This window comes from Psychrobacter sp. M13 (assembly GCF_030718935.1).
Taxonomy (GTDB): domain Bacteria; phylum Pseudomonadota; class Gammaproteobacteria; order Pseudomonadales; family Moraxellaceae; genus Psychrobacter; species Psychrobacter immobilis_G.
Window position 1 is genome coordinate 1,807,110 of record NZ_CP132194.1, and the last position, 24,245, is coordinate 1,831,354.

At 42.9% G+C, this 24,245-nt stretch carries 22 protein-coding genes and 1 pseudogene; 9 read left to right on the forward strand and 14 right to left on the reverse strand.

Annotated features, from left to right (window positions below; genetic code table 11):
* Window positions 1-140: 140 nt before the first annotated feature.
* From Q9G97_RS07545 to Q9G97_RS07565, 5 genes are all read left to right on the forward strand, one after another.
* On the forward strand, window positions 141-1,565 hold the full coding sequence (locus Q9G97_RS07545) for an MATE family efflux transporter (protein WP_305898304.1): 1,425 nt from the start codon (window positions 141-143) through the stop codon (window positions 1,563-1,565).
* A gap of 195 nt (window positions 1,566-1,760) precedes the next feature.
* Entirely contained in the window at window positions 1,761-2,405 is a 645-nt protein-coding gene (locus Q9G97_RS07550; protein ID WP_305900299.1) for an AzlC family ABC transporter permease, read from the forward strand.
* A complete protein-coding gene (locus Q9G97_RS07555) occupies window positions 2,402-2,764 on the forward strand; it encodes an AzlD domain-containing protein (RefSeq protein ID WP_305898305.1) in 363 nt (120 codons plus the stop codon). Before Q9G97_RS07550 ends, Q9G97_RS07555 begins: the two co-directional genes overlap by 4 nt.
* A gap of 360 nt (window positions 2,765-3,124) precedes the next feature.
* Window positions 3,125-3,733, forward strand: a complete 609-nt coding sequence (locus Q9G97_RS07560) for a hypothetical protein (RefSeq protein WP_305898306.1) — start codon at window positions 3,125-3,127, stop codon at window positions 3,731-3,733.
* A 327-nt stretch (window positions 3,734-4,060) separates the two neighbouring features.
* Window positions 4,061-5,038: an IS110 family transposase gene (locus Q9G97_RS07565; protein ID WP_305898307.1), complete on the forward strand. Its 978-nt coding sequence runs from the start codon at window positions 4,061-4,063 to the stop codon at window positions 5,036-5,038.
* A gap of 268 nt (window positions 5,039-5,306) precedes the next feature.
* Here Q9G97_RS07565 and purF read toward each other — a convergent pair whose 3' ends face one another.
* The 11 genes and pseudogenes from purF to Q9G97_RS07620 all read right to left on the reverse strand — a co-directional run bounded on the left by purF (window position 5,307) and on the right by Q9G97_RS07620 (window position 16,244).
* Window positions 5,307-6,842, reverse strand: a complete 1,536-nt coding sequence (gene purF, locus Q9G97_RS07570) for an amidophosphoribosyltransferase (protein ID WP_305898308.1) — start codon at window positions 6,840-6,842, stop codon at window positions 5,307-5,309.
* Between the two features lie 117 nt (window positions 6,843-6,959).
* Entirely contained in the window at window positions 6,960-7,457 is a 498-nt protein-coding gene (locus Q9G97_RS07575; RefSeq protein ID WP_305898309.1) for a CvpA family protein, read from the reverse strand.
* A gap of 108 nt (window positions 7,458-7,565) precedes the next feature.
* Window positions 7,566-8,597, reverse strand: a pseudogene (locus tag Q9G97_RS07580) (quinone-dependent dihydroorotate dehydrogenase); the annotation flags it as partial.
* Window positions 8,598-8,720: 123 nt separating this feature from the next.
* Window positions 8,721-9,281, reverse strand: coding sequence for a hypothetical protein (locus Q9G97_RS07585; protein ID WP_305898310.1), 561 nt, complete (start codon window positions 9,279-9,281; stop codon window positions 8,721-8,723).
* 148 nt (window positions 9,282-9,429) lie between these two features.
* The gene (gene gspM / locus Q9G97_RS07590) at window positions 9,430-9,969 is read right to left on the reverse strand and encodes a type II secretion system protein GspM (protein WP_305898311.1); all 540 of its coding nucleotides are present in this window, start codon (window positions 9,967-9,969) and stop codon (window positions 9,430-9,432) included.
* A 30-nt stretch (window positions 9,970-9,999) separates the two neighbouring features.
* Window positions 10,000-11,331, reverse strand: coding sequence for a type II secretion system protein GspL (gspL, locus tag Q9G97_RS07595; protein WP_305898312.1), 1,332 nt, complete (start codon window positions 11,329-11,331; stop codon window positions 10,000-10,002).
* A gap of 79 nt (window positions 11,332-11,410) precedes the next feature.
* Window positions 11,411-11,866, reverse strand: coding sequence for a histidine phosphatase family protein (locus Q9G97_RS07600; protein ID WP_305898313.1), 456 nt, complete (start codon window positions 11,864-11,866; stop codon window positions 11,411-11,413).
* A 48-nt stretch (window positions 11,867-11,914) separates the two neighbouring features.
* Window positions 11,915-13,237 carry an NAD(P)H-dependent glycerol-3-phosphate dehydrogenase gene (locus Q9G97_RS07605; RefSeq protein WP_305898314.1) on the reverse strand — a complete coding sequence of 441 codons (1,323 nt, stop codon included), beginning with the start codon at window positions 13,235-13,237 and terminating at the stop codon, window positions 11,915-11,917.
* Window positions 13,238-13,345: 108 nt separating this feature from the next.
* The gene (locus Q9G97_RS07610; RefSeq protein ID WP_305898315.1) at window positions 13,346-13,984 is read right to left on the reverse strand and encodes a nitroreductase; all 639 of its coding nucleotides are present in this window, start codon (window positions 13,982-13,984) and stop codon (window positions 13,346-13,348) included.
* A gap of 210 nt (window positions 13,985-14,194) precedes the next feature.
* Window positions 14,195-15,295 (reverse strand): cell division protein ZapE, encoded by a 1,101-nt coding sequence (zapE, locus tag Q9G97_RS07615; RefSeq protein ID WP_305898316.1) that lies wholly within the window; start codon window positions 15,293-15,295, stop codon window positions 14,195-14,197.
* Window positions 15,296-15,593: 298 nt separating this feature from the next.
* A complete protein-coding gene (locus tag Q9G97_RS07620) occupies window positions 15,594-16,244 on the reverse strand; it encodes an alpha/beta hydrolase (protein WP_305898317.1) in 651 nt (216 codons plus the stop codon).
* A gap of 265 nt (window positions 16,245-16,509) precedes the next feature.
* Here Q9G97_RS07620 and Q9G97_RS07625 point away from each other — a divergent pair, with 265 nt between their 5' ends.
* From Q9G97_RS07625 to xseB, 3 genes are all read left to right on the forward strand, one after another.
* The gene (locus Q9G97_RS07625) at window positions 16,510-16,890 is read left to right on the forward strand and encodes a hypothetical protein (protein ID WP_305898318.1); all 381 of its coding nucleotides are present in this window, start codon (window positions 16,510-16,512) and stop codon (window positions 16,888-16,890) included.
* 187 nt (window positions 16,891-17,077) lie between these two features.
* Window positions 17,078-18,637: an exodeoxyribonuclease VII large subunit gene (gene xseA / locus Q9G97_RS07630; protein WP_305898319.1), complete on the forward strand. Its 1,560-nt coding sequence runs from the start codon at window positions 17,078-17,080 to the stop codon at window positions 18,635-18,637.
* Window positions 18,638-18,708: 71 nt separating this feature from the next.
* A complete protein-coding gene (gene xseB / locus Q9G97_RS07635) occupies window positions 18,709-18,954 on the forward strand; it encodes an exodeoxyribonuclease VII small subunit (RefSeq protein WP_305898320.1) in 246 nt (81 codons plus the stop codon).
* A 13-nt stretch (window positions 18,955-18,967) separates the two neighbouring features.
* Here the strand turns inward: xseB and pncB are convergent, their stop codons facing one another.
* Window positions 18,968-20,230 carry a nicotinate phosphoribosyltransferase gene (gene pncB / locus Q9G97_RS07640; RefSeq protein WP_305898321.1) on the reverse strand — a complete coding sequence of 421 codons (1,263 nt, stop codon included), beginning with the start codon at window positions 20,228-20,230 and terminating at the stop codon, window positions 18,968-18,970.
* Window positions 20,231-20,556: 326 nt separating this feature from the next.
* Here pncB and Q9G97_RS07645 point away from each other — a divergent pair, with 326 nt between their 5' ends.
* A complete protein-coding gene (locus Q9G97_RS07645; RefSeq protein ID WP_305898322.1) occupies window positions 20,557-21,114 on the forward strand; it encodes a DUF2058 domain-containing protein in 558 nt (185 codons plus the stop codon).
* 26 nt (window positions 21,115-21,140) lie between these two features.
* On the opposite strand, the gene Q9G97_RS07650 is transcribed toward Q9G97_RS07645, so the two are convergent.
* Window positions 21,141-22,031, reverse strand: a complete 891-nt coding sequence (locus Q9G97_RS07650; RefSeq protein ID WP_305898323.1) for an ATP-binding cassette domain-containing protein — start codon at window positions 22,029-22,031, stop codon at window positions 21,141-21,143.
* An 80-nt stretch (window positions 22,032-22,111) separates the two neighbouring features.
* The gene (locus tag Q9G97_RS07655) at window positions 22,112-24,076 is read right to left on the reverse strand and encodes a glycine betaine ABC transporter substrate-binding protein (RefSeq protein ID WP_305898324.1); all 1,965 of its coding nucleotides are present in this window, start codon (window positions 24,074-24,076) and stop codon (window positions 22,112-22,114) included.
* Window positions 24,077-24,245: the final 169 nt, after the last annotated feature.

Consider the following 24,245-nt stretch of genomic DNA (forward strand, 5'->3'; position numbering starts at 1 on the left):
GTAAAACGTTGCTAATGTTTGCAGCGTCTTATAAACACTCTATAAAAGCACCTATTCGTTAGGTGCTTTTATCTTTTTGCTGTTTTGTGCATACTGCTTTTGTATGCCGCTCTTCGTATACTAGTACAAGCGATTCTTTCATGACTCCAGTTGCCCCACCTAACACTCTTACTCCTATTGATACTCGCTATAAGCGTATCATTGCTATTGCTGTGCCTGTGATGTTGGCTAATTTGGCAGTGCCCCTGCAAAGTGTGATTGATACGGCTATCGTTGGTAATATGAATGACGCAGCGAAGCTGGCTGGCATGGGTTTGGCTATTCAGTTACTGTCGCTATTACTGGTCAGCTTTAACTTTTTGCAATATGCTTCTTCGGGATTATCTGCGCAGGCACTCGGACAACTGGCGAACAGCAATTATGAAAACGATAATAAGAATAATGTAGAAAACTCTATAAAATCGCAATCTCCCCTATTACCTATTTTGCAGCGAGCGCTACTACTGGCTTTTGTTATTGGCATGGTATTGCTGCTGGCAAAGCCTTGGCTAATTGATTATGGCTTGCAAGCTTTATCAGCCAATCCTGCCAGTGGTCTGGCTGCCAAGACTTATTTAGATGTGCGTTTTTGGGGCGTCATCGCTGAATTAATGAACTTTGCCTTTATTGGCTGGTTTGCAGGGCAAGGCAAGACCCGCTATATGCTCTATCAACAAGGCTTTATCGCCTTTGCTAATATTACTTTGACCTTGTTTTTTGTTTATGGTCTACAGATGGACTTGGTCGGTGTGGCATTAGGCACCACTATTGCGTTTTGGCTGGGTGTCGTATTAGCGTTATGGCTCAGTCGCCAACATTTAAGCATCAATTGGCAAGCCTTGTTCTCTATTGATCCAAAGCAGTTTACTCGCTTTAAAATGCTTAGGCTATTTATGCTGAATAAAGATATCTTTATTCGTACGCTGATCTTAACATTGAGCTTCGCTTGGATGACTCGCCTGTCAGCGCAGAGTGGTGATTTAGTGCTGGCGGCGAATGCTATTTTATTACAGATACTGAGTATCTCAGCTTTTGCATTAGACGGCGTAGCGGTATCTGCTGAAACCTTGACCGGTCAAGCAGCAGGTCGCCGTGATTGGAAGCGTTTTGCTATCATCGTCAAACGCACAGGTATCGTCAGCTATGGACTTGCTCTAGTGCTCAGCTTGATTTGGTGGGCTGCAGCACCTAGTTATTTGACAATGATGACTAATATTAGTGAGGTCTTTGATTTGGCGAACACCTATAAAAATTACGCTATTTTATTACCGCTGATAGGCGTTGGCGCATATTGGATGGATGGGATATTTTTTGGTTTGACCGCAGGCAGTGTCATTCGCAATGCGGCTATCATATGGGCGGCTATCTTTTTTCCGATTAGCTGGCTGCTTTATCAGCGTTATGATATGACCGGTATTTGGCTCAGTGTCTGGTGTATTTTGATCTTGCGCATGCTAGTGCTTGGGGTATATCTATATCGAGCACAGCGCACAGGCAGCTATGAGATTTTGCAGCCTGACCAATAATGGCTGTGCCATTCCTCATAAAAATTGAGAGTAAAGCTAAGCAAAGATGTCATGAAAATAGCAAATTTTCGGCTTAGATAAAATAATAAGTATATAGAACGCTAAAACCTAGGATATCAAGTGGAAACCTATTCGCAAGTACAATTACAGACGACTCAATGGGCACAAGGCTTCAAAAAAAGCATTCCTGTCGCCATGGGATACCTACCAGCTGGCATCGCATTTGGCGTGTTGGCGCAAGTGGCAGGCGTGCCTATATGGGCGACGATTATGCTTAGCATAGTTTTGTATGCAGGAGCCGCGCAATATGCTTGTTTGCCGATGCTGAGTGCGGGCTTACCTGTGGGAAGTATGGCGACTAATATTGCTGCTATTAATCTGCGTCATGTGTTCTATGCCGTGCCTTTATTACAAACCATGCCGACGCAAAAGCTCGCTAAGACTTACTGCTTATTTGCTCTCACCGATGAGACCTTTTCGGTGATGACCAGCTTGCCTGTCAACGAGCGCCGAGCGCTTATGTTGCCGATTAGTCTATTTAATCAAAGCTGGTGGGTACTGGCAAGTGCAATTGGGGTAATGATAGGTAGCGCATTGAATGATCTAGTGCCGAATTTGGACTTTGCTTTAGTATGTCTATTTGCCATTTTGGCTTATGAGCAATTTAAAATGATTAAACGATATTTCCCAATTATCATAGCCGTTATTAGCTTAGCTATCGCCTCCCTATTTACCAGTGATTGGTTATTACTCGTGGCGATTGCTATCTGTATGGTAATGATTTTAGCACGTGGATTTTGGTTAAAAAAAGTGGCTAAAAAAGCGAGGACTAGCAAATGACAAGTAGTTATTTAATCTTGGCAACTTTTGCGATGGCAGCTGTGACGTTTATTACTCGTGCAATACCTGCGCTGATACCTCAGAAGTTACTCGACAAGCCTTGGCTACATCGTCTTAACGAGAGCTTACCGTTATCGGTGATGGTCTTACTGATTCTAACCAGTATGAGTTATCTGGATTTAAATATAACCACTCGCATTGATAGTCCAGAGTTACATTTATTATTATCACAAATAGGCGCTTTGGGATTGGTATTACTCGTCTATCATGTCAGCCGTCAGCTACTGGTCAGCATGGTCGTTGGTATCGCTGCATTAAATGGTTTGCTTTGGGTGTTTGAGCGGTTTTTGGGTAGCTGAACCATAAATAGCTTGAGATGTTGTATCAACCTTTTAATAAAGTATATTGAACGTATCCCGCTCTTCAACGCTACTTATATTTATAAGTGCTTCGGTAATGAGTTAGATTGATTCTATATTTGTATTTTCATCAATGCGTTGCTAATAGATTAGTTTATATAGATCAAAATATTAATTTAGCTATAAAATGAACGTAGCTATTATTAGTTAGCTGTTGGTAGCTTCATCTAGCCTACGATCTAAACATAAAAATAGCAAAGCTTTAGAATTGCTAAAGGTTTGGGCTTCTATATTTCAATAAAACTCTTTTGAGTTAATAGTTTTAAATAAATAACAATATTTGGAGTAGTGCAAATACTAATGTCTATTTTGACTGAAAAAGTAATCGAAGACCTATGGTTAAATGAGAAATCTATCGCATATCTCGTTTGCAACGATATAAGTTATTGGATCTTAGATTGTAAATATCATTATCAACTAGACGAAGAGATTGAAGCAAAAGCTTTACTTGATAAAGGTTACATCACCTTGGAACTCTTTAATAACGGTTTAAAAAACTCAAGAGGTGGTATATCCAAGTTAAATAAGAAAAATTTCAATCAGTATTTGGCATTAGAAGAAACAATAATTTTAGAAAAATCCGATTTAAATGAAATTATTCGTCATGACTTTTCTTCAAAGAATCTAAATTATATTTATTCTAAGCTTGAATATGGTTTATCTTATAATAACGTGATTGAAGACGATCTTTTCCATGACATTAATAAAATAAAATCACGACTTCCAAGATACTATATCAATTTTGATCGTCAAATATATTTACATACGGACTATGATTTGAGTCCTGAAAGTTCGGTTTCTTACGATAATTGGTTAGCAACAAATGGAGACTTTAGCTATTACATTTCAGATAGAGATGTCTACTGGATTTTAGATAAACAAAACTTTTGGAAGGCTATGTACTTATAACTTATTTAATCAATTTAATAAAATATTATTTACAACAGTAAGCATAAAATATTTTGTCAAATTCTCGCAGACAAGACGTAACCCACTGTTGAATGTTTGAATTATAGATTTGGTGGGTTAAGCTATCGCTAACCCACCCTTGTATGATAAAAAGTGCCACTATTAGCGTACACTAATGGAGGCACTGTCGGCATAGAGTTGAACCCAGCCTTAGGTTTAAAACCTGTAACGTAGATAAAGCCTATGCCGACAATCCATAACACACATCTCGAATGGTATCCTAGGCACACAGTCGTGTAGCCCGAATCTACAAGGTTTAAGAGTACTATGGATCATACTTATTATATTGGCATTGACATCTCATGCAAGAGCTTTGATGCCGCTTTATACATCGACAACACCCACTATCAACATTTAAGCTTTGATAACACTGCCCAAGGCTTTGATTCGCTACTATCGTGGCTCGACAAAGCGCCCTCAGATTTGCGCTTTCTGATGGAAGCGACTAACGTTTATTGGGAACCACTGGCATATTACCTAAACGCTAAAGGTATTACCGTTAGTGTGATCAACCCTAAATGCATTAAAGGCTATGCGAGCAGTCTTAACATTCGTAGCAAGAGTGACATCGTTGATGCTAAGCTTATTGCTCGCTATTGTGCCAAAGAGCAGCCACAAGCGTGGCTACCCCCTAAAGAAGCAGAGCGAGGCTTGCTGCTAAAGCTACGTCAGCTTGAGCATTTAAAGTGCCAGCATCAATCTGAACAGGTGCGTAAAACTATGCTTAGAGACTGTGATGCTATAGCATCCTGTCAGCGAACACTTGACTTTCTAGCATCTGAAATCACTTTGATTCAAGCGACTATAGATGAGCTTATTGCCTCTGATGAGACGCTCAAACGTAATGCCAAGCTTCTAGCCTCTATACCCGCTGTTGGCAGGCTCACTGTGCCTTGGCTACTTGCCTATCTAGGCGATGGGTCTAAGTTCAAAAAGGCAAAACAAGCGACAAGCTTTGCAGGTCTCACTCCTATGATTCATCAGTCAGGAACCTCTGTTGAAAAGAAGCCTCGTATCTCTAAGATTGGTCATTCCGAAATTAGAAAGGTGCTGTATATGCCTGCTATGGGGTTCGCATTTGGCAAGTATAAAAATGGTGCTTATCAAAGCTTTGTCACTCGCTTAAACAGTCATGGCAAACCTAAGATGGTGGTGATCGTCGCTTTGATGCGAAAGATTCTATCCATCGCTCAAGCGGTTCTCAAAAACCAACAGCCTTTTAATGCTGCTTTACATAAAAATTGAGCTTTTAAGCTTGCTTTTTCTCATGGTATCTACGCTTTACTCAAGGACTAAGCTGAATTTGCCGAGGGTGAGCGAGGAAACAACGAAGCACAGCTTTTGCCGAGGGACGAGGCGTGAAGCTAAATATTAAAGAACGATAACCCAAGCCCCGCATATTTCACGACTATTAAAGAACTCAAATCTAGAGGCCATTCTTTTAAAACACAAAAAAGCTGGACTCACATAGAATCCAGCTTTTTTTATTATCAAAACTTTTATATCTAAACGCTTAGATCTCTTCAACACCCATCATATCGACTGGGGTGTCCGCGACTATTTGCATGCCCTTCTTGCCTGTTTTAGCCGTTTCACTACGCTGCTCTTGCAAATGATCAAGGTACGCTTCGTTGATCTGACCTGTGATATAACAGCCATTAAATACGGCACAATCAAAGCCTTCAACACGGCTATGCTTGGTATCTTTTACCGCATCGATCAAGTCATCTAAATCCTGAAAGATTAAGCGATCAGCACCGATAATTTTACGGACTTCCTCGACGCTATGACCTGAAGCAATCAGCTCACTACGTACAGGCATATCAATACCGTAGACGTTAGGATATTTAACAGGTGGCGCGGCACTAGCGAAGAATACCTTTCGCGCGCCCGCGTCACGGGCCATCTGAATAATCTCATAACAAGTCGTGCCACGGACGATTGAATCATCGACTAGCAAGACGTTTTTACCTTTGAACTCTAATGGCACAGCACTCAGCTTTTGACGCACTGACTTTTTGCGCTGCTGCTGACCTGGCATGATAAAGGTACGTCCGATATAGCGGTTTTTCATAAAGCCTTCGCGGTACTTAATATTCATCTGTAGCGCCAGCTCCATCGCTGAGGTGCGCGAGGTATCAGGAATAGGAATGACCACATCGATATCGTGATCCTCGCCCCACTCTTTCATGATCTTTTGTCCTAGTTTTTCACCCATGCGCAGACGTGATTTATAGACAGAGATATTATCCATGATCGAGTCTGGACGAGCAAAATACACATATTCAAAGATACACGGTGTGTACTCTTGCTGCTCAACACACTGATGGGTATGCAGCTGATGATTTAGATCAATGAAGATTGCCTCACCTGGCTTGACGTCACGGATGATAGTATAGCCACAACCTGTCAGGGCTACCGACTCAGAGGCGACCATATATTCTGTACCACCATTCGCGGCTAAGCGCTCACCAAAGATTAGCGGACGAATACCATTAGGATCACGAAACGCTAATAAACCATGACCCGTAATGAGGGCTACTACCCCATAAGCGCCTTCGATACGGCTATAGACAGCGGTCACTGCTGAAAAAATATCCACAGCGGTTGGATGAGTTTTATCTAAATTTTGCATCTCATGAGCCAAGACATTCAATAAAACTTCAGAGTCTGAATCGGTATTAAGATGACGACGGTCTTCTACATATAGTGATTTGGCAAGGCTCTCAGCATTAGTTAAGTTGCCATTGTGCGCCAAAGTGATACCGTATGGAGAATTAACATAGAACGGCTGCGCCTCGGCGCTGCTAGAGGTACCCGCAGTAGGATAGCGGACATGACCGATGCCAAATTTACCGACTAGCTTGATCATATGATGGTTCATAAACACATCGCGAACCATGCCATTTTCTTTACGTAAATACAAGCGGCCATCTTGCAGCGTCACAATACCTGCTGCATCTTGCCCACGGTGCTGTAGCATCGTGAGGGCATCATAAAGAACTTGGTTAACGGGTTCATGAGCGGCAACGCCGACAACTCCACACATAGGTATATCCTGTTTTAAGCAAATAGTGATAATGAGATAAAGCTAATCTAACACGGTTGAAGCGTAATAATAATGACTAACGTAATAATAGTAACTGGCAGTGTTTTAAAACGCTGTTTATGACTGATTGATCTGACCCCAAGCGGCACCTAGCATATCTTTAGCCAGCTCTTTGCCCATCGGTGCATAGGGCAATAATTCAGGAGCAATCACTGAAGCTTGCCACTGCGGCATTTGTACTAATAGTGGCGCGCTGATACTGAGAATGACAAGGATAACTAGTACATTTTTGGCAGCGCCTAATACGCCGCCCGCCATCTTATCTACTACCCCTAAACGCAAAGTTTTGAGCGCACTTGAGAATACAAAGGCGAGCAGATGCATGATGGCTAATATAGAAATCACTACGACTAAAAAAGCTAGAGCGGTTTGTAATACGGGGTTTTCAACGATAGCGGATAGCTGCGGGGCAATATAGCTTGCCAGACGAGTCGCCGCAATCAAAGCAATAAACCAGCCCGCTAGACCAACGGCTGTCTTAATCAAACCGACTTGAAAGCCGCGCCATAAGCCAATTAACACCACTACGGCAATGACAATATCTATGCCACTCATAAACAGCGTCCTATTATTTTGACTACTTCATTACTGTTCATTTGGTTTCATGTCCACTGCATCACTATCTATCATATTACCGGCTTTTTTGTCATCATCTATTGCATCGCTATCCATCGCATCGTAATAGCCACCGATAGCCTGAATACAGGATTGCACTAGACCTGGACCTCGATAGATAAGCCCCGTATAAAGCTGTACTAATTCTGCGCCCGCTTTTATTTTTTTAACCGCTTTGTCGCCACTATCAATACCACCAACCCCAATTAGTGCAACTTTATCACCCAACTGATCGGAGAACTGTTGCAATATTTGGGTACTAGTATGACTGACAGGACGCCCTGATAGACCGCCCATTTGATCACCGTCGCGCAGATCTTCCACCCCTATACGGCTCAAAGTGGTATTAGTGGCTATAAGTCCATCAATCTCAAAGTCTAATAGCTGCTGGGAGATATAATCAACTTGTTCAGGCTCTAGATCAGGTGCGACTTTTAGCACCAGCGGCACATAAAAGCCGTACTCAGTTGCCAGCTGACTATGGCGGTTTTTGATATTGTCTAATAGATGAGTAAGTGCCTCTCCGCTTTGTAGATCGCGTAGATTCTCAGTATTAGGTGAGGAGATATTGACGGTAATATAGGAGGCGTGGGGATAGACGCGCTCTAAACAATACACGTAATCATCAGCCGCTTGCTCAACAGGCGTGCTCGCGTTTTTGCCAATGTTAATACCTATATTGCCTTTATATTTGCAGTGTTTAACGTTTTCGATCAGATGCTCAACGCCATGATTATTAAAGCCCATACGGTTAATAATAGCATCGGCTTGCTTGAGTCGAAACAGGCGCGGCTTATCATTACCTAATTGCGGCTTTGGGGTGACTGTACCGACCTCAATAAAACCAAATCCTAACTCGGCAAGCGCATCAATATAGTCACCATTTTTATCTAGCCCTGCTGCTAAGCCTACTGGATTATTAAACTGCAGACCCATACAAGTGGTCGGCTGCATGTGCTGACCATAAGCCAAGCCCAAAGCACGCGCTTTATGAGCTTTTTCAAGCAAAGCCAGCGTCATATCATGAGCGTTTTCAGGATCCATCTTAAATAATAACGGACGCAGTAAGGCGTAAGACATAGCAAAAATCAATCCAAATTAATGGTGAGTAATAGGACAATACAAGTAAAATTAACCTATAAAGGCAATCGCTGCGATTATATCAGCTTAATAGAGATAACACTAAAGTTTCATGTTGAGCAGTTAAGGCACTGGACGATTATCAGTCAAAGCAATCCAGCCTCTAACAATACGGTACAAGTGCCAAATAACGGTAATACCAATAATGAATACTCCAAAGCCGCCCAATGCCATCGAGCCATAAGTCATGCCACTACTGTTGGCTAGCGTGCCTATACCTAGTACACCAAAAGCGGATAACAACATGACAGTACCAATGACAAAACCGACAATACTGTACCAAAAGGTCTTAATCTGCCAATCAAAATGAGTTGCCAGCCAAGTATTATCCGCATCGTGACGCTTGATGTAATTCATCACAATAGGCACGACCCATAATAACCCAGCGGTAAAATAGCTCAGTACATATAACAAGTAAGTAATATGATTATAAGCAGTCAGCGTGCGCTGTTGACTATCACTCATGCTATTACTTTGCCGTTGCTGTGCTAAATCATAACTCGATTGCGACTGTATATCAGAGTCAGCAAAGAATCGAGGCGGCTCAGTGATTTGCGTTTGGTGGCGCTGACTATTGTTAGTATCGTCATTGTTATCAGCTTTATTATTTAAAGGGTCGTTCATAGTAAGCATCCATAATAGGCGGCAACCACTCAGCGTTTTTGCTCAAAAGCTTTAAGACACGCCTAATAAAGTATTTTGAACCTTATCATTGTTTTATTGTGGCATTATTGAGCGTTTTCAAGATAAACCACTTCAATGCTCATTAGCATTAGTTAATAATAGTAGCTTGTACTTGGATCTGTTTAGTCGCTATATCTTGTTGCATCGTCAATTGATCAAACTGCCAGCCTTGCTGCTCAAGCTGACCGAGCGCATTACTGACCACGCTTTGACTACTATTGGCAAAACTTAATTGCACTGACTCGCCAGCCGCGACGACTTGCGCATCATTGATACCTGACCCATTGAGTAGAGCACTAACTCGACTAGCCGCAGGCTGCGCTGTACCCTCATTATTGTTATTATTGATCGCACTGCTATCGATATTACCCGCTTGCGAGCGTAACCAAAAATAGTCGGTGACTTGCTGCTGGTACTCAGTTTTGCTGTCTTTGGCGGATTGATACAGTGTATAGCCACCAAACCCACCAATGAATAATAGTAAAAATACTAATAAGACACTCAGAGCCAGCTGATCGCGCGCGGACAGGGCTTGCCAGCGTGACCATAGCAAATCTTGATAGCCACTGGTACGAGCAGTTGCAGAGCTTGCAGATGCATTATTGTTGCGACGCTTTAATATACTCATCCTGTAGCCTTGTTCAAATCTTATCTTAATTTAAGAATCTGCGCTGAGCCTAGCAGCAGGCTGATTATTTGCGGCCTCATTTACTGCGTTGTCTGCGATATTAACCGTAATCTGACCACTAAATTGCCCCTGCTCGCTACTATTGACCCGCTGTAGGCTGGCACTTAACCCTTGCTCGTTCAAAGTATTGGCGAATTTATCTAAACTATCGCGATCGGGCGCTATGATAGTAAAGCTCAAGCTCGTTGGTTGTATAGTCAGCGCTTGTGCTTGCAAGGAGGACTGTTTTATCAAGGGAGAAATACGCGCTAAAGCTGCCATAGAAGGCGAGGTTTGAGCACCAGTACGCAGCTTGTCACGCATCTGCGCCTCAAGCCCTGTCCGTGGATTTAAGCGCTCATCAACGAACCAAGACTGATACTGCGTTGCAATCGCTTGTTCAGTAGCGCTGGCGGCCGCATCGTAACGATACCACTGCAAGCCATCTGCCGCCATTTGTAATACTAGTGCTGATAAGGCGACCATTAGAGTTATGCGTAGATAAGGGGATAGCTTAGTGTCTGAGGTCTTGACAAAAAAGTTAAGCGTATGACGTTCAGGATAGGCAATAGGTTGAGGGCTAATGGCTAATGGTGTCAATAGCAGCTGCTGATCGCTAATAAGGGTGGCTGTCTCAGCGGTGACATTATTAATGTAGTTACTGTCAATATAGTTGCTGTCAATATAGTTACTATCTGATGTCTCGCCACTTATGTCGTGAGTAGTATCGCTAATAGCTGGCAAGCTACACACTTCGCTTAGCTGTGGCAGGCGCTCAAATAGTAACGGTAGATAACTAACTGCAAGCCCTTGATACTCCGCCTGACGCACTAAGGTAGTATCTGCATCTTGATAGAGGGCAACTTGCTGCCCTGCCCCCTCTTTAGGGGTCGGTAATAACAGAAAATCAGGAAGCAAAGCACTGACTTTTAGCCCCGCTAAAGCTGCACCCTGTTGCCAAGTTTCGATATCGTTTTGTGCTAAGGCATACAGATAAGAGGCATTGGTCTGATTAATCTGCTTTACGCTCAACTGCTCAATCGGCGTCAGTGACGTCTCCTCGAACAGATATTGTCTGCCTGTACTCCCTAGCTGCTTAAGCTGCGCGCTAGTCAATTGAGTGTCAACTTGCAACATATGGCTAGTGGGAAAATACAGACACAACGCCTTATTGCTATTGGCTCTATGGCTAGAATGGATACCATTAGAATTAACATAAGTATCATGCAGCTGTTGCCAGCCATCGACAATATGCCATTGTCCTGTCTCTACTTGCCAGACAGCCAGCGAGCTGTGCTGCGCTCTCAACCATACCTGTAACACTAAGCACATCCTCAATGAATAAACTAACGAAGTAAAGAGCTCGCAAAAACAGTGACGTTAAGCTTAGCTATTATTAAGGCTAAGGCTGCTCAGGTACAAAGCGATCAATCTCGGTTGCCATACCTGACATGACAAAATCCATCTCAAATACCCGAGCTTCTGCTAGTGCAAAGCTCTCTGGGCTTATTCCTGTGAGCAAGCTGGCAATATGCGCAATGATCGACATATGACAGACCACTATCAGACACTCAGCTTCGATACGGCTAAGCGCCGCCAACGCTGCACGAGCGTCGTCACCTGGAGTAATATTATCTTGTATAGTAACAGGTATTTTTGGTGCAATCGCTTGTAATTGTTTTAGCGTCTGCTGCGCTCGAACGTAGGGACTGACCACAAAATAATCAGGCTGATAGTTGCCGATAATATAGTCCGCTGTTTGCGCTGCTTGGCTGTGACCAAAGTCGGTCAATTGACGGGCACTATCAGGGTGAGTATAGTCTCCTGCTTGACCATGACGCATTAATATAATTTTCATCGCTGTCTTTTTCCTACTTCTACTATTTGACTTTATTAATTATTAGCTTTACTTATTGTCAGCGCTATCGTCACTGGTATCTCTATCATCACTACTATCGTCATCTTTTTGCGCCGCTGCCTGCATCTGCGCGGTTAATGCAGCGTTACTATGATCGTGCGGCATCACAAACTCGACATCACTACGGAATCCTGCTTCCATTAGATGTAGAGCCACGCCTAATGCCGCTTTATCTTCATAGATCACTGCATATAAAGCATGGGTGATTGGCATATAGATGCCCTGTCTGGTCGCTTTTTCATGTACCTGCTGAATGGTATTGACCCCTTCAGCGGTCTGACCCAGCTTTTTGACCGCCGCATCAATACTCATACCGCGACCGAGCATATTACCGATTCGATAATTACGACTGAGCTCAGAGCTACAAGTAGCATACAGATCACCTACCCCTGATAAGCCTAAAAAGGTCAATGGGTTGGCACCTTCCTCAAGCCCAAAACGACTCATCTCGGCAAGTGAGCGAGTCAATAGCATTGCTTTGGTATTCTCGCCTACGTCATACGCCGCCGCCATACCCATCGCGATAGCATAGATATTTTTGAGAGCACCGCCAAGCTCAACACCACGGATATCATCGCTGGCAAAGACACGGAAAAACGCACTGTGTAGCGCGGCTTGTACTGCATGACGTAGTGGCTCAGATTGACTGGCAATCACTGTCGCTGATGGCATATTTTTCATGATTTCAATAGCCAAATTCGGCCCTGACATCACCCCAAAGTTCACCTCTGGCAACTCATCTTTGATGATATCACTCATCATAGCAAAAGTATCTTTTTCCATACCTTTAGTGAGTGACACTATCGACTGCCCAGTGATGTAAGGGGCTATGTTTTTAAGGGTTTGACGAAAGGCTGAACTAGGTACTGCCAAAAAGATAATATCTTTATCTTTAACCGCTGATTCCAAGTCATGGCTAAATTTGAGTCGATCATCGAGCTTAAATCCAGGCAGATACTTCTTGTTCATGCGTAGCTTCGTCATTGACTTAACCGTCCGCTTATCGCGCACCCAAAGCGTGGTATCACAGCCATTGCGTGCGGCTAAGTTTGCCATTGCCGTACCAAAGCTGCCACCGCCCAAAAACGCCAAGCGCAGTTTGGTTGGCGACTTATGAATATCATCCATATTATTGGCTACAGCAGATTCTATACTACTAGGATTAAGCTTTTTACGCACAAGTCCTGACTTGTTAGCGCGCTCAATAATAGTTGCCAGCAAGCCGCCTTGCTTTTCATTGTTAGGGTTATTAGCATCAGAATCATTGTGATTATCTATATCACTGTTAGGCGTTTTATTATCTTTAGTCATATCTATTATCCAATCCTCTGATATTATTTTGGTTGCTTGTAGGCTTGACGCCTAAAGATATAGCTTTATTTTACAGCAATCTCAGTTTGCTTTAAGTTTATATTAGTTCTAAGACTCAAAGCGCAACAAAGTCTCGATATCGATAGGCTTACGTGAGGTTTTTTCCACAGGACTTGTACCTGTATAGACAAAAGCGGTGACATAGTCATCCTCGCCAATACCAAAGTAAGCTTTTACAGCGGGCTCATTACATAATAATCCTGTCCGCCATACTGTGCTAAAGCCTTGTGCTTTTAATGCTAATATCAGATTCTGTACCGCAGAGCCTGCGCTTAACATCTGTTCGAAGGGTGGCACTTTTTTATTTTCTTGCATTTGAGTGACTACAGTAATAATGACGGGCGCGCGCAGGGGTAAGTTCGCAGTCTTATGCACAGTTTTCTCAGATAACTCTTCATCATCAATAGCTGCTTTAGCTTGAGCGGCAGCGACCAGTGCTTGACCTAATTGATGTCGAGCTTCACCTTCGGTAACAATAAAACGCCATGGTCGCAGCTTTTTATGATCAGGGGCGGTTGCTGCGCAGCCAATAGCCGAGCGAATTTGCTCATGATTTGGTGCAGGCTCATTTAGAGTACCTATGCTACGTCTAGAGTTAATCCAACCAATCAGCTGCTCAGCGCTCATTTGATCGTCAGTATTATCATTAGTTACATCGTCATCATCGATATGATTATCTATACTCATTATCTATCCTTAATTTTTAATTATTTTCAGTGTTGAATGCTTTCGATAGTTAATCCTAGTTTGATTCTATCAAGCGCTTTAAAGTATAAAGCCATACAAAGCTATTTTTGTATGGCTTATGCTGAGCATTCTTACGAGCTCACTGTAATAAGTTTGGATACAGTGTAATAAGCAATGTATAACAAAATCCATCTTACCTAATAAAAAGGCTTACGCTATATCATCAAGGCGATGCTTCATCTTCAAATAATCCTCTGACTGCATCTCAAGCAATCGTGAGCGCGTACGCTCAATCTCAAAGGCTAACTTTTCGCCTTGATATAAGTCTAAAATAGACTGCTCAGCTCGAATTAACAGTTTGACCCGTCGATCGTAGAACTCATCAACCATATAAATAAAACGCCGAGTCGGATCACGCAGATCGTCGTCTAAGGCAGGTACGGCATTGACCAGTACCATACTATAACGATTGGCTATTTCAATAAAGTCTGACGCTGAGCGCGGCTGCATGCACAAGTGCCGAAAATCACAAAAAAGCATGGTTTCAGTACGGGCGTTGATTTTGACCTCACGACCATTGACTTCGATAGGCTCGCTGCTAATCTTAATATTAGTAGATAAACTGGCAAAACGGTTCGCCAGCCAATTATGATTATCTCGCGTCATTGGTGACTTATAAAGCTCAGCTTGTTGCAATAGCCGCAATCGATAATCCACCCCTGCATCGATATTCATCACCGTAGTATGAGTCTCAACCTCAGCTATCGCAGGTAAAAATCGATCCCGATGCAGACCATCTTTATACAAGCCAGAGGGTTCGATGTTGGAGGTGGCAACTAAAGTCACCCCACGATTAAACAACATAGTAAATAAGTCGCCCAAAATCATCGCATCTGAGACATTAGAGACAAAAAACTCATCGAAGCAGATAACAACGGCTTCGTTATAGATAATATCAGCCACTTTTTCTAGGGGATCTGCTTGACCCTGAATCTGATTAAGCTCTTTATGTACTCGCTGCATGAAATGATGAAAGTGCTGACGCATCTTGCGATCGATAGTTAGTGAATCATAGAACATATCCATCATCCACGTCTTACCACGACCGACTCCGCCCCACATATACAAGCCCTTTGGCGCGGCAGGTTTTGATTTTAAAAAACTAAACATGCTCTTTTTTTGATTCGCACTTTCATTCAGCTGATGGTAGAGATGATCAAGATAGCTCATAGCTTGATGCTGTTGCTCATCTTTATTAAAGCCTTCTTGCTCAATGGCTTGCTCGTAGCGCTGCAATGGAGATAAACTCATAATGCGACTCATCATTTGACAAAATAAATAAAAGTATTACTATCAACAATGGCTACTAACTTATGTCTTTAACACTGAGTATAGTGACCATTGTACTACCAGAACAATCTTCAAACAGCATCTAAAAACTAGGCTTATAAACCATTATCAAAGATGAACTAGCTTAAGCTTGCCGCTTAATATAGGCTTTAGAATACAAGCTTTAGACTATAAACTCTATAGCATAGGTTATAAAACATCGTCTTTATGACTTAAAATTTATAACCTAAACCTTAGCACTTGGCCTTCAAACATCACTTTACTCTGCGCTATGCTGCGCCAATAGTTTTTTGAGCTCTGACAAGCGTCCATGAAAAAAGTGCCCTGCGCCATCAACGACACTGACCTCAATGCCCAAACGCTCAGCAAAAGCTTGCATATTGGCAGGCTCAATCACTTCATCAGCATTGCCATAGATCTCAAAAGTTTTTTCTATAGGCAAGCTGATATCATCGCTAGCGTTTTTCTCTATTGACGGCGAGATTAGCGCTACCTTGTCAATCTCAAAGTCACTCAAGCCCCATATATGAGGTGATATTAGCATCTGTTCAGCCACTCGGGCGGTCACATAACCCCCAAAAGAGAAGCCGCCAAGCCATATTTTTCGGGCATTAGTTTGGGTCGCCAGCCATTGTAGCACGGTCATAGCATCGAGTAATTCACCATCCGCGTAATCATGCTCGCCTGTCGATTGACCAACGCCGCGAAAATTAAAGCGTACCACATGCATGCCATTGTCACGGGCAAATCGGTACATAGTAGTGACGACTTTATTATTCATCGTGCCTTCAAATAGAGGGTTAGGATGGCTTAATAGCGCTACAGTATCGGTACTAGCATCGTTAGGATTGTCTTGTTGCCAAAGCGCGTCAACTTCCAACACGCCAGCAGGAGCAGGAATTAAGGGCATAATGATAACTACAGGTTAAGAATATAGACCAATTATCCTAGATACAGCTTATATTTCAAGTTATTTGCTGCTTATCGAACAAAATAGCTCTAATTAAAGCAATGTTGCTATCGAAGCATCTGTTTTTTATTCTACTCATATTGTCTTTGGGCAACATAGAGGTAATATCGTACACACTAACCCTATATACGCTACCGCTATTAATCAGGTAGATTCACATGGTTCGTTAGAAGACTAATTTTGCATGACTTAAAGGATATAACTCATGATAAATAACCAAGCTACTTTGAATAAAACTTTAGCGCTCAGTGCAACTATTGCAGCGGCTTTAGCCCTTAGCGCTTGCCAAAGCACGCCCTCATCCCCAGTCATTCAGCGGGCTGACGCCACTTTCGAGACCACAGGTTTAGGCGAGTCAAAAGTAAAAGCGCAGCAGAACGCTATCGATAGTGCCAATAAAACCTGTCGCAGTAAACAAGTGATCATCGTCAATGACGAAGTGAAATATAATGGGCTATTAGATGAGCGTGCTGGACGCATGATTGGACAAGTAGGTGCGGTGGTTGGCTCAGTGCTGGGTAATAAGTCACCAGACTTTTCGCGTGATGATGATTATGAATACACCATTAACTTTCGCTGCCAGTAATTTAAAACCTCAATGGTAAAGTGTCAAAATTTTAGCCAATAACAATTTTAGCCAATAACTAGGATAATAATTTTATGGTCGTTATTGGCTTTTTTATGAATAGACTTTTTGTTAGCTTACTTTTAGGCTAAGCTAGCGCTTTGACATTTTATTATAGACATATCATCGATAGCTATCTGGTCTTATTATGCGTAAACCTAATCTTAATGCTGTATCAGTAAGCAAAAAATCAGCCGCCGAAAATAACGCTAAAGTAATAACCCCTGCCAAGGATTTAGAAACTCTAGAGGCTGAGCTGGCCGAGGTTGAGGCTAGTTTAGAGACCAATCTTGAGGATACCGTACTGCGCCTGAGCGATTATCTCGCAGCAGTAGATATGGTCATCAAGCAAACCTTTGCGCATCGGGTTTGGGTCAAAGCTGAGATTCGCAACTTATCCAGTAAAGGCGGACATTATTATTTTGAGCTGGCTGAAAAGGACGATGATGGCAAAGTGGTTGCCAGCTGTCGTGGTAATCTTTGGCGCTTCAAAGCCACGCGTGTATTAGCCAAGTTTGAGCGCGCGACGGGCATGCCACTGGCACGCGATCTAACAGTGCTGCTCAAAGTCTCCGCCAGCTTCCATGCGCAGTATGGTTTTGCCTTAACGATTGAAGATATTGATCCTAGCTATACTTTAGGTGATTTAGCGCGCCAATATGCGCAGATGGTCGATCGTCTGACGGGTGAAGGGCTACTCCATCTGAATCAGCAGCTACCCAAGCCCTTTGATATCGAGCACGTTATCGTCATCGCCCCTGAAAAGGCAGCAGGACTCGGCGACTTTCAAGCCGATGCCGATCGACTTGCCAGCACAGGCGCTTGCCAGTTTCACTATTATAATGCTACCTTTCAGGGCAATCATGCGCCAGGCGAGATACGCCAAGCGATTGTCAGCGCGCAGCAGCAGTTTTATGATAATTATCATCGGCTGCCTGATTTATTAGTCATTATTCGTGGTGGCGGTGCGGTTGGCGATTTGGCTTATCTCAATGATTATGAGCTGGCGGCCCTCATAGCTGAGCAGCCTGTCCCTGTTTGGGTAGGTATCGGTCATGAGCGTGATAAAGTCATCTTAGATGAAGTGGCGCATACTAGCTTTGATACGCCCTCCAAAGTTATCGCGGCTATTAGCGCGCATTTGGCTAACTTAGTTGCGCAAACGGTGCAGTATCGGGCGCAAATCACACAAGCCGCCCAGCGACAGCTTAAAAGCGCTGAACAACAAGCTATTCGTCAGCTTAGTCAGTTGCAATCACAAACTATAGGTCAGCTAACCGCGCTGCAAAAAGATAGCGACTATGCTTGGCGCAGTATTCAACAAAGTGCTCAGCGCCAAGTCAAGCAAACGACTAGATTAACTATCGATTATCAAAGTCAAATAGAACAAGCCGCCCAGCAAATTATAACGACGGCTAGTATAGAATCTAGCAACCAACGAAAGACAATTATGCACAGCGCTGAACAGCAGCTAACAAAAGCGCAACGAGAAAGCGCTTATCTGCGCGACATTGTGCTATTACATCGACCTGAGCGAGTACTGAATCAAGGCTATACCCTGCTAACGACTACATCAGGAAAACATACCTTGACCAGTAGCAAGCAGCTTTACCCTGAGCAAATAATAAGCATTGTGTTAAAAGATGGAAACGCTGTTGCACAAATCTTAAAGGTTGAAAACTCGAATGTGGAAAGCTTAGAGACTTAAAATTTTAATTTAGCAAAAACAATGTCTTAAAATATGAAATTTTTTAAAATCATGAACATTAAGGAAAAATTATGACGACTACCACTACCCGTAAACGCAAAAAAGCCACCCCAAAAACTTTTAAGGCAGCTTATGATATTCTAAAAACCAATGCCGCTGATTTGCAAGCGCAAGATGAGCCAGATATTGATAACTTGATGACGACCGTTGAAGAATCTATTGCCGCCTATCGCGTTTGTGAGACTCGTATCAATGCGGTGCAACAAGCATTAGACGCAGCGTTTGCTGATGAAGAAGTGGTTGATGGTGATGAATAACTATTAATAAAAATCAGTCCAACGCATCAACCTCAAATACTTGGCGCAAATAAGCCAGATAAGTATCGTTATTAATCATAGTTTTGCCAGGACTATCAGACAGCTTAGCGACAGGCTGACCATTACACTCAACTAGCTTTAGGACAATATTTAATTGCGTTAAGCCCATATCATTGGTCAAATTGGTGCCAATACCAAAGCTGGTCTTAATACGATCTTTGAAATACTGATGTAGCTCCCAAGCCTTATCAAGATTAAGCCCATCGCTAAAGGTTAATACTTTAGTTTTTGGATCTATTTTTAACTTATGATAATGAGCAATCGCTTTATCACCCCATGCGTAGGGGTCGCCACTGTCATGGCGCAGACCATCAAATAACTTGGCAAAGTATAAATCAAAATCACGTAAGAACGCATCCATACCTACTACATCCGTCAAGGCAATACCCAGATCACCACGATATTCATGCACCCAAGCCTCAAGCGCCGCTTTTTGTGAATCACGCAGACGTACATCGAGCGCTTGAAAGGCTTGCATAAACTCATGCGCCATCGTGCCTATCGGCGTCATTTCTAGGTTTTTTGCCAGCAACACATTTGAGGTGCCACTCACGATATCGGGCTCAGCTTTATGCAGTGTCTCGACCACATGCGCCTGCCAGCTTTTGCTAAAACGGCGACGCGTGCCAAAGTCTGCCACAATAAACGGTGGTATCTTTTCCTGCTTGTGGTCAGCTTGATTATTATCAGCAGACTGGCGCTTTGCATAATCATGCAACAGTTCTACTTTTTCATCCAGTCGACGCTGACCTTCTTTAATCACACTAGGATCGGATAGAGCATTGAAATACAGCTCATTGACGATAGCTAACACGAAGACTTCAAAAAACATCGCTTGAATCATTGGTCCTTCGATATCAACAATCAATCGACCTTTGCTATCGGTACTCACCGTAATGAAGCGACGTTTAAGCTGAAACAGCTCCAAGTAATCAACAAAGTCTGAGCGCATAAAACGTAGACTACGTAGATACTCAAGCTCATCAGGTAAAAAGCGCAATTGACATAAGCTATCTAATTGCTGCTCTAGCGCCTCTTTGATAGTGCCAAGCGGATAATCAGTATCTTGGTTATTGCGACAACGGAACCGATAAACACCATGCGTCTGTGGAAACTGATGTAACATTGCTTGCAGCATGGTAAATTTATATAAGTCATTATCAAGTAAGGATGTGATAATAGGAGGATAAACTATAGGGTTGGATGTAGCTGTCATGCTGAAACCTTAAAATAATAAAAGCAAAAATGAGAAAATTGGTAAAAAAAACAGAGGTAGTATTTATAATTTTAAAATCAATAAAGCGCCATTAGCATTAGTGAACGCCCAGTATAAGCAAATAGTATAACCAAATTCGCGCTTCGTTGTTGCTTTCACTACTTATTACAAACACTTTCTATTGTGATACTAGCGCTCATATCAATAGCAGTAGACAATGACGTCTATAGTAAAATTTGCTAAAATATAATGTCTTTTTACGATATTTATTAATTATTTATTTAAAAGTCACTTATTTAGAACCTACTTATTTTGAGAATTAAATTATGGCAAAAAATGCCCTGCAAGCGCAGCTGTTAAAAGCTGGATTAGTCGATAGTAAAAAAGCGAACAAGATAAGCAAACAATCTCAACATGCTAAGCGCACAGGGGATGCCTCCAACATTGAGGCCAAAAAAGCATTAGCCGAGGCGCAGGCAAAAAAGGTCGCTAAGGATCAGCAACTTAATCATGAAAAGCAGCAGCTTCTGGAGCAAAAAACCTTACATGCTAATATTATTCAAATGATAAAACAGCATCAGCTCACAAACACTCAGGGCGAGGTCAGTTATCAGTTTGTCGATAATAGCAAAATCAAAAAGCTCTATGTCACCCAGAAGCTCTATGAGCAAATAGTTGCAGGTCATGTGGTTATTGCGCGCTTAGAAGATAATAGCAGCTTAGACAACCCTCTGAATTATGCCCTACTACCGCGGCCACTAGCCGATCGTATTGAGTCCAAATTGACAGGATTCATAGTAGTGTCGAATGATAAGTCAGATATCGAGCTGGAGGAAGATGATCCTTATGCCGCTTATGTGATTCCAGATGATTTGATGTGGTAGTTTTCCTAATCGAATGAGCATGTACGCTAATGCTTAGCACTCATAAACTGCGCAACGTAATCATCCGCAGGCGTGTCACGTAATTGCGCAGGGGTACCCGTCTGTACTAAGCGCCCGCCATTCAAGATACTAATACGCTGACCGACTTTGACTGCTTCGTCGATATCATGAGTGATAAAAACAATGGTTTTATGCAGGCGCTCTTGCAGCTCTAATAGCTGATCTTGCAATTGATTGCGAATAAGGGGATCCAGCGCGGAAAACGCCTCATCCATTAGCAGTATAGGGGTATCTGTAGCCAAAGCACGCGCCAGCCCTACCCGCTGCTGCATCCCACCTGATAACTCATCGGGATAGCTTTGCTCTAGATTTGGCAAGCCAACTTCGTTTAGCCAATGCCGAGCAATCTCATGACGCTCGCTGACACTCATTTTGCGCACTCGTAGACCGTAAGCGACATTCTGAATAACGGTCAGATGCGGCATTAAGCCAAAATGCTGAAATACCATACTGATGGTTTGCTGGCGATATTGCTGCAAGCCTTTATCATCTAATTCTAAAATATTAATAGCAGAATCTGTCACGCTGTTACTGGTACGCTTTACTTCAAAATCACTCTTATCAGTAGTAGTTGAATTAATACTAGTATCTACTAATATCTTGCCGCTAGTCGGATCTATCAGACGATTGAGATGGCGTATCAGCGTTGATTTACCCGAACCTGACAGCCCCATAATGCAATGCAGCTCACCTGCTTTTATCGCCAGATTGACATCATATAGTCCTACCGAATACCCTGTTTGCGCTTTTAGCGTAGCGCTATCCATGCCCTCAGCCAATAGCTTCAATGCTGACTCTGCTTGCTTGCCTTTAGCATTATATATCTTACTGATATTTTCAAGTTGAATATGATTCATTATTATTCTCAATTTGCTAATTTTTAATATGGATTCAAAAAGCTACTGTTTATAAACTCAAGTCATAAGTTTAAAAAACTTTAGCCAGCATGGCGCTTGGCTGCGGCAATAGTCTTTTGACGGGCGCGTTTACCTTGACCAAAAGCTTGAGTAATACGATCAATAATGATCGCTACTATGACAATAGCTGTCCCTGCTTGCAAGCCTTGCCCAATATTGAGGGTCTGGATAGATTGCAACACATCTTCACCAAGTCCTGGTGCACCAATCATAGAGGCCAATACCACCATGGCTAGCGACATCATAACCGCCTGATTGATACCTGCCATGATGCTGGGTAAGGCTTGTGGTAGCTTAATCCAAATCAATAATTGCCAATGCGTGCTACCAAATGAGCGCCCCGCTTCTATCATTTCATGATTAACCTGCTTAATACCGAGCGTCGTTAAGCGAATAAGTGGTGGCAACGCATAAATAATCGTCGCAAATAGCGCAGGTACTTTGCCAATACCAAACAGCATAAGCACAGGTATCAAGTAGACAAAGCTTGGCATCGTCTGCATCACATCTAGGATAGGCGTGACTATCTTACGTAATATAGTACTCCCCGACATCGCAATTCCGATAGGAATACCGATAATAACCGTGACTAATACTGAGACAATAAGCAAAGCAAAAGTATCGATCAGCGCAACCCAGAGACCAAAAGAGCCAATCAAAAACAGCCCAAAGCCGCAAGCTAAGGCAAACCAGACTTTGCGCACGCCAAACCAAGCTAATATCGTGACTAGAGCGATAATCAGCCAAGGCGGAACGATAGTTAACAGACGCTCGATGGGCAGTAGTAAATAAGTCAACGCGACATGGCTAATACCGCGAAACACATCGCCATAGTTTTTGACTAGCGCTGACAAAGATCGGTTCAAGGGGTCTTCGAGCGACCATGAAGGGAAATATGAGGATAAAGCTAGTATAGAGCTAGTGCTGTCAACGCTATTAAGCGGGCTATCCATATCTGTATTACCAGCACCGCCTACCTTATTGTCAATACCGAGGGCTGTCGCAAGATTGTTTGCAGCCTCTGGTGTCAGCCAAGATTGCCAAACTTGCGGATTCTCTCGTAAGAATACGAGCGCTTGCTCATCACCGCTGCGCTTATTCTCACTCATAGCCAAGATTGCGCCATTGAGCTGATCGGCGGTGAGCTGCACTTTTTTATAAGCTTGAGTAAGCTCTGGATGACTGGCGATAAAAGGCGTTGAGGCCGCAATTGCTAATGGCGATACAGGCGCGCCTGAGACACAGTTAGAAGTACCATCAGCTAACAATAAGTCCTGCCAGCAAGCATCATCATGTGGCGGAAACTCTATCTTGGCAAAGTCATATTTGGCGATTAACCCTGTTGGCTGCCAATAATAAAACAGCAGCGGTTTGCGCTGCTCAAACGCTGAGGCAATCTCAGCATCCAATGCTGCGCCCGTACCAGGATGCGCATTGTTAAAGGTGCTATCAAGCCCTGTGTTTTCAAGCAGGCGCGTATTGAAAACTTCACACGCCCAGCCCGAAGGACAGTTCATAAAACGCGCTTTACTGGGGTCTTCAGGATCGGTAAATAGCTCGCTGTAATTGGGCAAATCTTGATAGCGACGCAAGCCTGGATTATCATCCATCACATATTGCGGAACATACCAGCCTTGGGTGGCACCGCCTTTGAGCGTATCACCAATCACCGCGACTTTATTATCGCTAATAGCTTGCTCCATGATCGGCGAGCGCCCCACCCACTGCTCGCCAATGATTTGGATATCATCTTGCGACAATGCAGTCTCAAGCGCAGGCCCAGCCCCTGGTACTTCCTCGATGGCGCAGCCGTAACCACTCTCAGTAATATATTTTAGAATACCTGTAGTGAACTGCCCGCTCTCCCATGTCAGTGCCCCAAATTTGATCGGCGTATCACAGTTTGTGGCTGAAGCTGCCAATACCGTTGATGACAAGAACAAAGAGCTTATTAATAATAAACTTATCGCAATCCATTGGCGCATAAAATGTCCTAATTATTAAAATTTTTATTATTAACAAGTTTTAAAAGTGTAGCTGCTTATCCTATCTATAACCAATAGCTATTTGGTAACGGTTTTAAAACGAATTATAAAAAACAAGTTATAAAAGATAGGCATAAAAAAGCGCTTATCGTGATAAGCGCTTTTTATT

Excerpts from the sequence above, each read along its gene's own strand:
- Q9G97_RS07555 (WP_305898305.1), top strand. The coding sequence starts at position 2,402 with ATGACAAGTAGTTATTTAATCTTGGCAACTTTTGCGATGGCAGCTGTG.
- zapE (WP_305898316.1), bottom strand. The coding sequence starts at position 15,295 with ATGAGTTTATCTCCATTGCAGCGCTACGAGCAAGCCATTGAGCAAGAA.
- pncB (WP_305898321.1), bottom strand. The coding sequence starts at position 20,230 with ATGACAGCTACATCCAACCCTATAGTTTATCCTCCTATTATCACATCC.
- Q9G97_RS07585 (WP_305898310.1), bottom strand. The coding sequence starts at position 9,281 with ATGAACGACCCTTTAAATAATAAAGCTGATAACAATGACGATACTAAC.
- xseB (WP_305898320.1), top strand. The coding sequence starts at position 18,709 with ATGACGACTACCACTACCCGTAAACGCAAAAAAGCCACCCCAAAAACT.
- Q9G97_RS07650 (WP_305898323.1), bottom strand. The coding sequence starts at position 22,031 with ATGAATCATATTCAACTTGAAAATATCAGTAAGATATATAATGCTAAA.
- Q9G97_RS07565 (WP_305898307.1), top strand. The coding sequence starts at position 4,061 with ATGGATCATACTTATTATATTGGCATTGACATCTCATGCAAGAGCTTT.
- Q9G97_RS07645 (WP_305898322.1), top strand. The coding sequence starts at position 20,557 with ATGGCAAAAAATGCCCTGCAAGCGCAGCTGTTAAAAGCTGGATTAGTC.
- Q9G97_RS07550 (WP_305900299.1), top strand. The coding sequence starts at position 1,761 with ATGGGATACCTACCAGCTGGCATCGCATTTGGCGTGTTGGCGCAAGTG.
- Q9G97_RS07575 (WP_305898309.1), bottom strand. The coding sequence starts at position 7,457 with ATGAGTGGCATAGATATTGTCATTGCCGTAGTGGTGTTAATTGGCTTA.
- Q9G97_RS07655 (WP_305898324.1), bottom strand. The coding sequence starts at position 24,076 with ATGCGCCAATGGATTGCGATAAGTTTATTATTAATAAGCTCTTTGTTC.
- Q9G97_RS07545 (WP_305898304.1), top strand. The coding sequence starts at position 141 with ATGACTCCAGTTGCCCCACCTAACACTCTTACTCCTATTGATACTCGC.
- Q9G97_RS07610 (WP_305898315.1), bottom strand. The coding sequence starts at position 13,984 with ATGAGTATAGATAATCATATCGATGATGACGATGTAACTAATGATAAT.
- xseA (WP_305898319.1), top strand. The coding sequence starts at position 17,078 with ATGCGTAAACCTAATCTTAATGCTGTATCAGTAAGCAAAAAATCAGCC.
- Q9G97_RS07600 (WP_305898313.1), bottom strand. The coding sequence starts at position 11,866 with ATGAAAATTATATTAATGCGTCATGGTCAAGCAGGAGACTATACTCAC.
- Q9G97_RS07560 (WP_305898306.1), top strand. The coding sequence starts at position 3,125 with ATGTCTATTTTGACTGAAAAAGTAATCGAAGACCTATGGTTAAATGAG.
- Q9G97_RS07620 (WP_305898317.1), bottom strand. The coding sequence starts at position 16,244 with ATGCCCTTAATTCCTGCTCCTGCTGGCGTGTTGGAAGTTGACGCGCTT.
- Q9G97_RS07605 (WP_305898314.1), bottom strand. The coding sequence starts at position 13,237 with ATGACTAAAGATAATAAAACGCCTAACAGTGATATAGATAATCACAAT.
- purF (WP_305898308.1), bottom strand. The coding sequence starts at position 6,842 with ATGTGTGGAGTTGTCGGCGTTGCCGCTCATGAACCCGTTAACCAAGTT.
- Q9G97_RS07625 (WP_305898318.1), top strand. The coding sequence starts at position 16,510 with ATGATAAATAACCAAGCTACTTTGAATAAAACTTTAGCGCTCAGTGCA.
- gspM (WP_305898311.1), bottom strand. The coding sequence starts at position 9,969 with ATGAGTATATTAAAGCGTCGCAACAATAATGCATCTGCAAGCTCTGCA.